Below are 12,554 nucleotides of genomic sequence, written 5' to 3'. Positions count from 1 at the left end.
CAGCCACCTCATAGACGGCTGCCTCGCCGAGACCGGCCTGACGACCACACCTACCTGAGGAAGCAGGGCGACATCGCGAGTTCAACCTCAGTAACGCAGCATGAGGCGGTTTGAAGCCTCCCCCCGCAGGGCGGCTCCGAAGGGCCATAAAACCTTCATCTCTCGCACAGCATCACTTCTGGAAACTGCTCCTACATGCAACTTCCTTCCATGTTCAGGACACACGTCAAGGGAAAACGTCGAAGAACTCGCGGAAACTCATGCCTGGACAAGGGTTGCTTTCCACTCGGTGGACTGGGTGGAATCCGGCGGCACACTTGGTCAAGGGGGGTGCATCGAGTGCACCGCATCCGATGCACCGTCACCCTCTGTACACACATCGGGTGGAGGGGCGGGGTCACCTCAGTTGAGACCGATGCCCCGATCGGGGACACTCGCGCGATGAGTCACAGCACATCGGCTGAACCGATCGAGCGAGGGTGGGACGAGCCCTGGTATCGGGTCCGCATGGAGGACTTCGAGGCGTCGTTCCTGCCCGGCGACGGCGAGGACTTGGACGCCGTCTGCAACGTCGATGTCTTCGTGACTCTGAATGATGGGTCTCGTTGGACCGCGACCGTGTTCACCGTCGTGGAAGTCGAGCGCCTGATGAAACTCTGGGCAGGGACCGACGAGGCCCTTGGGGGCCGGTACTTCTGGGTCTCGGATGGTCTGATCGTCAGGGATCCCGGCATTGACAACATGACCGACGTAATCGCCGGACTGATCGAGAACGGCGAGTTCTCCGAAACCTTTCAGCCGCTGATCAACGACTGATCAAGCGCTCGGTCGCCACCGAGCGGCGGGAACCACCGCCGCGGTCGGCGGTGCGGGAGATCCTCGGGGCACGCCGGTCTTCGGGATGGGTGCTGTCCAAGGCCCGCGGTGGGCGAGGCCCGGCTCGGGGCGTGCTGCACGCGCCGGACTACGAAGAGGCACCCCAGAACGCCCCACTGCTCGATCTGGAGCACGCGCTGAACATCGCGGAGAAACCGGGGACACGGCTGCGCGGCCGCGCGCAAGAACTGACCCCGATACTCGAAGGCTTCGACCACATCACCGGCGCCTGACCAGCCGTCGGGACCGTGGTCAGACGCCGGACCGGGGCGGGGCAGCCGGCCCAGTCCTGCTGGCGGGCGCGGCTGCCCTTCATGCCTACGGGCCAGGGACGGGTCGCGCGACCGGCGTCGGTCAAGCCGGTGACCGGGCTCCCTCGCACGGAGGCACCCTGTCTGCTCGGCGAACCGCGGGCCGGGCGGGGGCGTCGGTGAGGTCATCCAGATCGACGGGCAGCTCATCGCCGAGCCAGGGCTTGTGGCCCTGGACATCACTGCCGCGGACGAGGGCACCCTCGGCGCGGTGATGGACGGCCTCCAGCGGCAGTGGGCCACCTCCGGGATCACACCGGTGCGGCGCCTGCCGAGTGGGCCCGGGGTTCGGACACGGGTCTATGCCGATGTGCGTCGGCCTGGGGCGCGGTGAAGTATCAGCGTGCGTGGTCTTCTGCGGCGCGCCGGAGCGTGCATGTGGGACGAGTACCGCGTGCTCCTGGAGCGCTTGGGTCGGTAACCCCTTCTTCGGGAAGAGGGGCGGGGCCGCAGCCGAGGTGGCTGCGGCCCCGCCCCTCGATGCCGGTCGCAGGTCAGCTGAGGGCGCTGAAGATAGCCCAGCCGCTCGGGCCCACTTCGGTGCCGCTGCCCTGGATGTTGCTGTAGAAGTACAGCTTGCCGTCGCCGCCCGTGGACCAGATGTCGGTCTTACCGTCGCCGTTCCCGTCGGGGACCGCCGTGATTAGCGGGCGGTTCGTCGTGGTCCAGCCTGTGCCCACGACTGTGGACGAGGGCCCGTCGCCGAGCCCGCCGCCGGCCGCGTCGGTGCCGGGGTACAGGCGCAGCTCACCGGTGGTGCGGTTGCGCGCGAGGAGGTCGACGTGGCCGTCTCCGGTGCGGTCGCCGGGCGCGGCCAGGTCGTAGAGGCCCCAGCTGCCGGTGCCAACGAGGACTGGTTCGGCGTACTCGTCCAGGTAGCCGGAGGAGTGGCCGAAGTACAGCCACAGCAGGTTGCCCTCCTTGACCAGAAGATCCGGGTGGGACGGCAGGTCCCACTCGTCGATCGTGCCGTTGCCGTCCAGGTCCGTGGCGCCGTCGACGTCGCCGATGGCGAGAATCTGGTCGGCGTTCTTGAAGTGGTTGTTCGCCTCCTCGTAGACCTTGAGGTCGCGACGTTCGTCGTTGCAGACCAGGTCCTCGGCCTCCTCGCCGTAGAAGGTGCAGGCATAGCCGTACCCGTTGTTCGGGAAGACCTGGATCTGGCGGCTGCCCTTGGCGCCGACAGCGGCAACCAGGTCCTCGTAGCCGTCGCCGGTCCAGTCGCCGCGGTGAGTGATGGAGGCGCCGGCCAGGTTGGTGCTGCTCGCGCGGCGGTAAGGGGCGACGGTGCCGTTGCCGTGGCCTGCGTACATGCGCAGCACGCCGCTGGTCTCCAGCGCGTACATGTCGGCGCTGCCGTCACCGTTGAGGTCGCCGGGCTGGTCCTTCAGGGCCGGGGATTCGGCGTAGAACAGGTACGTTTGGATGGCGCTGCGGTTGCCGCCTTGGCTCAGCGAGCGGGCGAAGATGCGGAGCGGGCCTGCTGACGGAGGGGTGAGTTTGACGGTGACGCTGCCGTCCACCGCTGCGGGTTTGGCGGTCTTGACGGTTGGCGCCCACTCGGCCCAGTACTCGTACGACGCGACGCCGGTGGCCTTGCCGCGTGAGAGGGTGAAGAATCCTTCGGTGGTACGGGCCGTACCGGTCACCTCGGGCTTGCCGTCCGAGCCGTCGGGGAACTCTGGCGAGACGATGTCCGGGGGCGTGCTCAGGACGCTCTGGTCGACCGCGAAGCGGCATGCGCCGCTCCAAGCGGAGGTGGTCTTGCCGTCCTCGGCCCGCACCTGCCAGGAGTGCTGGCGGCCGTCGGCGAGGGTGCTCTTCGGGACGGTCATCCGGGCGACGTTGCCAGAGGTGACGGCCTGGGTCTTCTCGAACAGGACTGCGTTGGTGTCGGTGCGCACCACCTTGAAGCGGGCCGTGACTGAGCCGCCGTCACCATCGGTGATCTTCGCGCTCAGTTGGACATCGGTGTTGCCGATGGTTGTGCTGGGCTGCTTGGTGCACTCGGTGGCCGGGCTGGTGGCGAGGTTCGTGGGGGTGCTCGGGGGCGTATTGTAGTCGGTGGAGAAGACGGCTGTGGAGGCGTCGAACTTCTTCCACGCGTACGTGTCCGTCTCGGAGGCGCGCAGACCGAGAGTGACGTTCGCCCATTTGCCCTGCGCGGCGAGCTCTGCCAGCGCCTTGATCTTGAACTCCAGGTTGCCGGCCGGGCAGCCGGAGCCCCAGCCCTTGGAGTCGTTGACGCTGGCGGCCTTGGAGACCCAAGTGGGTTGCTTGCTCCAGGTAGTGGCGGAGGAGATCGTATTGACCCGCCACAGGTCGACAGCACGGTCGGCGCAGGACCAGGAGTGTGTGTTCTTGATGCGGAACGTCGAGTTCAGGATCTGCTTGCCGTGCAGCTTCTTGCTGTCCATGGTGAACATGGACCGCCATGTGCCGCCGGTGTCCGACTCATAGCCGACCCGTGCCACGTTGGAAGTGTGGTTCCAGTACGAGGTCGTCGGGTACTTCTTGGCGACCGAGGTCCAGTTGAGGCGGGCGCCGCTGACGGTCGGGTCGATGTAGATCGGGTAGACGGTGTCCTTGGCGGTCATCATCTGCGCGTCCGGGGTGAGCGACAGGGAGCCGTCGCCGATCGAGATCGGCATCTGCTTCTCCGTCGCGCCCTCGCGAGGTTCGAAGACGTCCTCGGCGGGGGTGGCCGGCAGGTTGCCCAGGTCTTGGGCCAGGGCGGCGTCGACGCTCGGGGCCTGCGCCAAGCGCAGCGCCTTGGGCGCGGCGGTGGGAGGCTGCCCGGTGGGGATGCCGGAGGAGTCCCACATCGTCGGGGTAGGGGCGGTGAACACCTCCTGGCCGGCGGGGTTGACGGCCCGGAGGTTGCCGTCTGGGTCGGTGGAGACGGAGACACCGGAGGCGGAGAGGTCGAATTTGATCTTCTTGAGCGCCGGGTTCTGCGCGGCCTCGGCCGACTTCACCACGAGCAGCTGCTGGAAGCCGCCGACTGCGGCTTTCATCCGCAGGTCCACGCCGGGCAGTACCTCGGGGTAGGTCGCGGTGTCGCCGTCCAGCACTGGCTGGGGCAGCTTGCCCGGCCAGTCGACGGTCATCGATCGGCCGTTGCGCGTGATGGTCACCAGCGGAGCGTCCTCGCCGCCGGAGAATTCCAGCCCCACGGCGGTCGCCCTGGGCTTGACCGTGCCGGACGCGGTGCGCTCCAGGCGCTGGTCTACGGGCACGAGCTGGCCCGACTGCCGTACGCGGACCGGGACGGCGGCGCTCTCCATGGTGAAGGTGCCGTTCGGGTTCGCGAAGACAGTGTTGTACTCCGTGCGGTGCGAGACGACCTCGATGCGCGTGCCGGACGCGGCGGCCCGCTGCGAGGCCTGGGTCTCGGCGGCGGCCTGTTGGTTGGCCGGGGAGGCCGCCTGGGTGGCCGTAGAGGCGTCCGGCACGGCTGAGGCCGGGGTGGCTGCGAGAACGGGCGCGGCGAGTCCGGTAACCAGTGCAAGAGACACCGGAATACGGTTGAAATTCCTTTGCCTGGTGGGTAGTTGAGAATTTTTCAAGACCTACTCCCCCTGATTAACGTGGTCTCCAATGAGGCAAAGTGCAGGTATAGCACGAGGAAAGAAGAGTTATATCGGCAGGGCGACCTGGCCGAGAGGTTGTCCAGGCCGGGGGTTTTGTGGCCGGATCGTGATCATCTTTCTTGGATGAAACGGGCGAATCGGCTTTCTGTCGGGGCGGGTTGTCGGGGCGTCACATACGGGCTGCATAATGCGACGCTACTCAAGAAACTTCATATCGATAGGGGGGAATATGGGTTTTCGAAGAACCCGAGGCAAACACAGCGGCGCATTCGCTGCTCCAGCGGGAATCGGATCAGATGCCAGGCCCGCAGGACGCGGGCGCGGACGCCGTGGCGCGGCCCGGACCATGACGGTGGTGACCTCCGCCGCACTCCTGGCCGGGCTCCTGTCCGCCGAGGCCCTGGCGATGACGCGGCTGTCGCTGCCGTCGCTCCAGAAGATGCGGCCCGTACCCGTCACGAAGGTGAAGACCCCGGACGGGGACAGCGCCTTCCCGCGGGCGAAGGAGGCCCTGGACGCCGCCTGGCCCTCCCCCGGCACCGCCGAGGTGACGCTCGCCCGTCCCGGCGAGCGCAAGCGGCTCAAGCCCGGGGGCCTGCCCGTCGAGGTCATGCCCGCGGCGGTCGGGAAGACGCCCGCCGCCACCGGCGACATCGTCGTCGAGGTATTGGGCCGCGAGGATACAGAGGCGGCTGGCGTCGACGGTGTGGTGCTGGCCATCGAGGGCGGCGGCGCCGCCGAGGTGAAGGTCGACTACTCCGCTTTCCAAGACGCCTACGGCGGCGGCTGGGCCTCCCGGCTCACCCTCGCCGAACTGCCCGCCTGCGCCCTGACCAGCCCAGGCAAGGACGAGTGCCGGCCCCGCCCGCTCGACGGGGTCCGCAACAACCCCGAAGAGGGCACCGTCACCGCGCGGGCCGACCTGGGCAGCAAGCCCGCCGCGCGCGACAAGGGCGAGCTGCGAGCCTTCTCCTCTGCCGCACCCTCCAGCACCATGCTCGCGGTCAGCTCCAAGCCCTCGGGCCCGGAGGGCGACTTCACCGCGACCCCGCTCGCGCCGTCCGCCAGCTGGGAGGCCGGCGGCCCCTCCGGCGCGTTCTCTTGGTCGTACGAGCTCCAGACCCCGGTGGTGCCCGGCGACCTCGGCCCCAAGCTGTCCCTGAGCTACAACTCCTCGTCGCTCGACGGGCGCACAGCCGCGACCAACAACCAGGCCAACAACATCGGTGACGGCTGGGGCCTGGAGCCCGGTTTCATCGAGCGCCGCTACAAGCCCTGCAACGCCGACATGACCGACGGCAACAACAAGGCACGCAACGGCGACCTGTGCTGGGGCTCCGACAACGCCGTCCTGTCCCTGGGCGGCAAGAGCGGCGAGCTCGTCAAGGATGACAAGACGGGCCTCTGGAAGCTGGCGAACGACGACGGCACCAAGGTCGAGCGCTTGACCGACACCGCCCGCGCCAACGGTGACAACGACGGCGAGTACTGGCGGGTGACGGACGTCAACGGCGTCCAGTACCACTTCGGCTACAACCGCCTCCCGGGCTGGACCGAGGGCAAGGCGACCACGGACTCCACCTGGACCGTGCCCGTCTACGGCAACCAGTCCGGCGAACCGTGCCACAAGAGCGCGTTCGCCGACTCCTGGTGCCAGCAGGGCTGGCGCTGGAACCTCGACTACGTCGTCACCCCGCACGGCGACGCCATGGCGTACTACTGGGGCAAGGAGGCCAACTACTACGGCCGGAACGTCAACATGTCCACCGGCGCCTCCACCGCCACCCCGTACACACGCGGCGGCTACCTCAAGCGCATCGAATACGGCCTGGGACGCTCCGACCTGTACACCGGCACCCCGGCGGCCAAGGTGACGTTCGCCACCGCCGAACGCTGCCTGCCGAACGCGTCCTTCGACTGCGCCGAGACCAAGTTCACCAAGGACAACGCCAAGCACTGGCCCGATGTGCCGTTCGACCAGCACTGCGCCTCCGGCACCGAGTGCAAGAACCGGTACAGCCCGTCCTTCTGGTCACGCAAGCGTATCACCGACGTCACCACGGAGGTCCGTGTCGGCACGGCCTTCCAGAAGGTCGACTCCTGGAAACTGACCCACCAGTTCCCGTCCACGGGCGACGGGTCCAGCCCCGCGCTGTGGCTCGACTCGGTGACCCGTACCGGCCACACCGGCACCGCGGTCTCCCTGCCGGCGGTCACCTTCAAGGGCACCCAGCTGAAGAACCGCGTGGACACCGTCGGCGACGGCATCCCGCCGCTGATCCGCTACCGCGTCAACGCGATCGACACCGAGTCCGGCGGCACCCTCGCCGTGAACTACTCGGCGCCCGAGTGCACCCCGGGCAGCCTGCCCGCAGAGGCGTCCAACACCAAACGCTGCTACCCGGTCTTCTGGTCCTCCCCGGACTCACCGGCCGCCGAGTACGAGCCGGTCAAGGACTGGTTCCACACCTACGTCGTGACCCAGGTGCGGGAGGAGGACAAGGTCGGCGGCGCGCCGCCCAGGCAGACCGACTACACCTACCTCGGCGGCGCCGCCTGGGCCAGGAGCCAGGACGACTTCGCCAAGCCGGAGCACCGCACCTACTCGGACTTCCGCGGTTACGGCCGGGTCCGCACCACGGTCGGCAGCGGTGACGACGGCGCGAAGCTGCACACCGAGGACCGCTACTTCCGGGGCATCGACGGTGCCGACGTCGCCGACTCCGAGGGCAACAAGGTCTCCGACCATCCGGCGTTCGCGGGCATGACCCGGGAGGAGGCCACCTTCCTCGGCGGCAAGCTCATCGAGGCGACCGTCCTCACCCCGTGGAAGTCCGCGGCGACCGCGAGCCGTGCCCGGCCCGGCCTGCCCGCCCTGACCGCGCGGCTGGCCTCCGGCGAGCAGACCGAGGCCACTCGCACCCAGGTCGGCACCGGCTGGCGCCGCACCAAGGTCGAGCGCGCCTTCGACGCGTACGGCATGGTCACGACCGAGTCCGACCACGGCGACACCGCCAGGAGCGGTGACGAGTCCTGCACCACCACGACGTACGCCCGCAACACCGGGACGAACTTCGTGGGCGCCGCTGCCTCCGTGAAGAAGACCTCGAAGGCCTGCGGCAGCGCGCTCAGCCTGCCCCAGGACCTGATCTCCGAGAAGCGCACCTACTTCGACAGCTCCACCACGTTCGGCGCAGCCCCCACCAAGGGCGACGTGACCCGCGTGGATGAACAGAACGCGGCCGGCACCGGCTTCGTCACCGTCGAGACCAACAAGACCGACCAGCACGGCCGGACCGTCGAGACCACCGACGCGGTCGGCGAGAAGACCGTCACGGCCTTCACCCCGGCCGCCCGGTACGTCCCGACCACGACGACGACCACCAACGCGCTCGGGCACGTGATGACCGTCGAGACCGAACCCGGTCGTGGCGAGGAGACGGCCAAGATCGATGCCAACGGCAAGCGGACCGACGCGGTCCGCGACGGCCTCGGCCGGGTCGTCAAGGCCTGGCACGTCGGCTGGTCCAAGGCCGATCACCCGCAGGAGCCCAGCCAGGAGTACGTCTACAGCGTCTCGCGCACCCATCCCACGGTGGTGACGACGAAGACCCTGCGGCACACCGGCGCCTACCGCACCGAATTCACCTTCTACGACGGCCTGCTCCGCGAGCGCGAGACACAGGCCCCCTCCGGCAGCGGCATCGGCCGGGTCGTCGGGGAGAAGAAGTACGACTCCCGCGGCCTTGAGTGGAAGACCTACAACGGCTACTACGCCACCGGCGACCCCTCCGCGACCCTGGTGACCGGCGACGACACGAAGGTGGCGGACCTGATCCGCACCCAGTACGACGGCGCGGGCCGCCCCACAGTGCAGATCGCCGAGAAGTACGGCGTCGAACAGCGCCGCACCTCCACCCAGTACGACGGCGACCGCACCACGATCATCCCGCCCAAGGGCGAGACGGCCACCACCACCGTCAAGGACGTGGACGGCCGTACGGTCGAGCTGATCCAGTACACCAACGACGCCCGCACCACCTCACAGTCGACGAAATACACCTACACGCCTTCCGGACTGAAGGAGACCGCCACCGACCCGACCGGCGCGAAGTGGACGTTCTCCTACGACCACCGCGACCGCGCGATCCGCAGCGAGGACCCGGACAAGGGCCCGACCACCACCACGTACGACGACGCCGACCGCCCGGTGACGACCACCGACGCCAACGGTGCGACGCTCTCCACGTCCTACGACGCGATCGGCCGCAAGACCGCCGTCACCCAGGGCGGAACCAAGCTGACCAGCTGGGTCTACGACACCGTCGCCAAGGGCCAGCTCACCAAGTCGGTCCGCCACCTCGACGGCCAGGAGTACGTGCTGGAGACCACCGACCTGAACGCCCGCTACCAGCCCACCGCCACCAAGGTCACCATCCCGGCCCGCGAAGGCGCGCTGGCGGGGACCTACCAGTGGACCTACGGCTACGGCGAGCGCACCGGTCTACTGGAGTGGACCCGGCACCCGGCCTTCGCCGGCCAGTCCGCGGAACGCGTCAGCCACCGCTACTCCACGTCGCTGCCCTACGACCAGATCGTCGCCACGACCAACCTGACCGGACCACTGGTCAACGACGTCACCTACGACGCCTTCAAGCGCCCCCTGCGCACCGAATTCGGCCGGACCGGACAGCGGGTGTGGGAGACCAAGGAGTACGACGAGCACACCGGCAACCTGAAGCGGACCGTCACCGACCGGGAAACCGGCCCGGCCCGCATTGACGACACGGTGTACACGTACGACATCGCGGGCAACATCACGCGCCTGGTCACGGCCTCCGGCCAGGACCAGCAGCGGTCGGTCGACACCCAGTGCTTCACCGTCGACGCGCTGCGCCGGATCACCAACGCCTGGACCGCGACGGACGACTGCGAGGCCAGTCCGAACGCCGACGGCAGCGCCGGCGGCCAGGACCCCGAGGTCGGCGGACCGGACGCGTACTGGCACCAGTTCACCTACGACGCCATCGGTAACCGGCAGAAGGAGATCCAGCACAAGGTCGCCGGTGACGTCCTGGCGACCAAGGACGTCACCCGCACCTACAGCTACGGCGAGGACGGCGCCAACAAGCGCGCGCTGACATCGGTGACCACGCAGATCGAGGGCTCCCCCACGGTCGGAAAGGACACCTACACCTTCGACAAGACGGGCAACACCACCGCCCGCAACGTCGGAACCACCGCGCAGAGCCTGGAATGGGACGCCGAGGGACACCTGGCGAAGGTGACCGAAGACACCAAGACCACCGAATACGTCTACGACGCCGACGGCGACCGGCTGCTGGCGAAGGACGTCTCCGGAACCACGCTCTACCTCCCAGCGGGCAACGAGCTCAAGCTCGACAAGAACGGGACAAAGGCCGGCACCCGTCACTACATCCAGGACGGGAAGACCATCGCCACCAAGGCGACCGGCCAGACCAGCATCATCCTGTCCGACCACCACGGCACCGCCACCGTCGCGGTCCTGATGGGCGCGGGCCAGGCGCTCACCCGCAGCAAGAAGCACATCTTCGGTGGCCAGCGCACCGCCCAGCCGTCCAACTGGCCCGGGAACCAGGGCTTCGTCGGCGGCACGACGGACTCCACCGGACTCACCCACCTCGGGGCCCGCGAGTACGACCCGACGCTGGGCCGATTCATCTCCGTGGACCCCATCATCGACACCGGCGATCCGCAACAGATGCACGGCTACACCTACGGGAACAACAACCCGCTGGTGTACTCCGACCCGGACGGCAAGTTCTTCGGCAGCCTCATCCTCAGAATCATCACCATGGTGAAGCTGGTGACGCGGATCCTCAGCACCATGCGCAGGACGGTGCCCACCCGCACCACGGGCAGAGGACCGGTCTACGGCCCCTTCGTCCCGACAGCCACACCCCGCGTCCACGGCCCATTCGTCTCCAACACCGCCCGGGCCCAGGCCCAGGCCCGCGCGGACGCCGCCGCCCGCGAGCAACAGCGCAGGGCGGACGAACAACGGGCCCGGGACAACGAGACGAAGAAGAACACCAGCACCAAGGACACCCGCTCCGGCTGGCAGAAGTTCAAGGACGGCATGAAGGACACCTTCACCACCTGGGACGGCTGGAAAAACCGCGTACTGCCGGCCGCCGGCTTCGTAACATGCGTCCTCGCGTCGGCGGGCGTGTGCGGCATCACCGGCGCGGCGGTGGCCATCGGAATCTATGCTGGCGATGGCATCACCACAGGCAAGCTGGACAACGCCTCCTTGGCGAAGAACCTGGCATGGGGTGCCCTCGGGACTGTGGCCGCGTACAAGTACGCTCGCTGGGGCGGCGCCACCGCCAAGGAAGCCATGTGGGGCAGCGCGCTCTCCCGGTCCTCCGTCGTCGCCAAACCGGCGACCACGACCAGCGGGGCCATCCGTCACGCAGGGCCGATCAACTGGAGCGTGACCAGAGGCAACATGGTCAGCAACGCCAACTTCGCCTTCGGGTTCTGCGGAGCCGGAAGCATGAGTCCCGGCCTGTTGGTGGGCTCCTGCTGAACCGGCAGAAGCAATGACGCCGCCGGGGCCCCGAGGGCCCCGGCGGTCTCCCTTCTCCTCAAACCCCCCAAACCTCGAAATGGCGGAAACCTATGCAATACGGCCGAGTCACAGGAGGGCGCGTGCTACGCCGCCGCTCCTTCAGAGTGCTATCCCTAGGTGCGCTGATCTTCTACTTCGGCGCCGCCACGGCGGTATTCGCTGTCGGGCTGAACAGCAACGAGAACGGGGTGTTCGGGGTGGCAGTGGTACTCGCCATCGGCTCCCTCTCTTATCGTGTCACCCGCTCGCGCGTCCACGCCAGCGACACCTCACTCACCGTCGTCAACCCGCTCTTCGCCTACGAAGTGCCCTACGGTGCCGTGCAGCGCATCGGGCTCAGCCGGTCCGGCAGCCTCATGGTGCTGCCCAAGGAATCCGCCGCGGACACCGACGGCGAGGGCTACCTGGTCGTCGGATTCGCCGGCTCCCTACTCGACCGCATATTCAAGACGTCGGAGAAAACAGCCGCGGAACTGAAGAAGCTGCACAAAAAGGGCCGCCGCCGACCCGGCGCGGACGGCCCGGTACGACGCATACTGGTCGCCGACACCATCGCGGACGGAATGCTCCTGGCAGCCGTCGGATGCGCCGTGGCCTCCCTAATCCTCGGCTGACCCCAGCCCCGAAGTGCTCTGCCGAATCGACGAGAGCCTCTCTTTGCCCGCTTCGAGACCACCGGTTCCACAGGTGGCCCTCATAGGCACCAACGAACCAATGTTCGGCACCAACCCGTTCTGCTACGCCGTACCCACCAGCGAGGGAACACTACTGACTTCGGCTCGTCAGGGTGAGGCAAGGTCGTCCAGGTCAGGCCGGTGCCGGCTATGACGCCGTCGAGGGTGTCGGGCCGGTACTGGAGGCGTTTGACCGGTTGCGTACGAGGGCTTCGAGCCGGTCGAGGGCGACCACGGCGAGGTTGGCCAGGCTGCGCTTGACGTGTGCCCATACCCACTCGACGGGGTTCAGGTCCGGCGAGTAGGCGGGCAGCAGGAACACCGTCAGCCACTCCCCCATGGTGTCGTCCACTCCTGACCGGTGTCGGACATCGGGTGCGCCCAGTGCGTGAAGCTTCCCCTTGATCGTGGACACCTGGAGACTGGGATCTTGAGGTTCCAGAGGAAGTAGCACCAGGTGGGAAGCAAGTACACGAAGCGGTAC

6 protein-coding genes and 1 pseudogene are annotated in these 12,554 nt (G+C 67.9%); 5 read left to right on the top strand and 2 right to left on the bottom strand.

Annotated features, from left to right (window positions below):
• The first annotated feature begins 441 nt into the window (after positions 1 to 441).
• From AB0E67_RS35425 to AB0E67_RS35415, 3 genes are all read left to right on the top strand, one after another.
• The gene (locus AB0E67_RS35425) at positions 442 to 816 is read left to right on the top strand and encodes a hypothetical protein (protein ID WP_362034829.1); all 375 of its coding nucleotides are present in this window, start codon (positions 442 to 444) and stop codon (positions 814 to 816) included.
• A gap of 131 nt (positions 817 to 947) precedes the next feature.
• Positions 948 to 1,109: a hypothetical protein gene (locus tag AB0E67_RS35420; protein WP_362034827.1), complete on the top strand. Its 162-nt coding sequence runs from the start codon at positions 948 to 950 to the stop codon at positions 1,107 to 1,109.
• Positions 1,110 to 1,314: 205 nt separating this feature from the next.
• Complete coding sequence (locus AB0E67_RS35415; RefSeq protein ID WP_362034831.1) at positions 1,315 to 1,521, top strand: DUF6207 family protein; 207 nt, start codon at positions 1,315 to 1,317, stop codon at positions 1,519 to 1,521.
• 160 nt (positions 1,522 to 1,681) lie between these two features.
• Here AB0E67_RS35415 and AB0E67_RS35410 read toward each other — a convergent pair whose 3' ends face one another.
• Entirely contained in the window at positions 1,682 to 4,705 is a 3,024-nt protein-coding gene (locus AB0E67_RS35410; protein ID WP_362034825.1) for an FG-GAP-like repeat-containing protein, read from the bottom strand.
• Between the two features lie 430 nt (positions 4,706 to 5,135).
• Here AB0E67_RS35410 and AB0E67_RS35405 point away from each other — a divergent pair, with 430 nt between their 5' ends.
• Together AB0E67_RS35405 and AB0E67_RS35400 are read left to right on the top strand one after the other, a co-directional pair.
• The gene (locus tag AB0E67_RS35405; protein ID WP_362034823.1) at positions 5,136 to 11,354 is read left to right on the top strand and encodes an RHS repeat-associated core domain-containing protein; all 6,219 of its coding nucleotides are present in this window, start codon (positions 5,136 to 5,138) and stop codon (positions 11,352 to 11,354) included.
• A gap of 122 nt (positions 11,355 to 11,476) precedes the next feature.
• Entirely contained in the window at positions 11,477 to 12,010 is a 534-nt protein-coding gene (locus AB0E67_RS35400; RefSeq protein WP_362034821.1) for a hypothetical protein, read from the top strand.
• 194 nt (positions 12,011 to 12,204) lie between these two features.
• Here AB0E67_RS35400 and AB0E67_RS35395 read toward each other — a convergent pair.
• Positions 12,205 to 12,404 (bottom strand): annotated as a pseudogene (locus AB0E67_RS35395) (transposase); the annotation flags it as partial.
• Positions 12,405 to 12,554: the final 150 nt, after the last annotated feature.

This window comes from Streptomyces sp. NPDC032161 (genome assembly GCF_040636995.1).
In the GTDB taxonomy this organism is placed as follows: domain Bacteria; phylum Actinomycetota; class Actinomycetes; order Streptomycetales; family Streptomycetaceae; genus Streptomyces.
This window is presented reverse-complemented; position numbering and strand designations above follow the sequence as displayed.

Bases quoted from the DNA above. Each gene is read 5' to 3' on its own strand.
- AB0E67_RS35425 (WP_362034829.1), top strand. From the start codon at position 442: ATGAGTCACAGCACATCGGCTGAACCGATCGAGCGAGGGTGGGACGAG.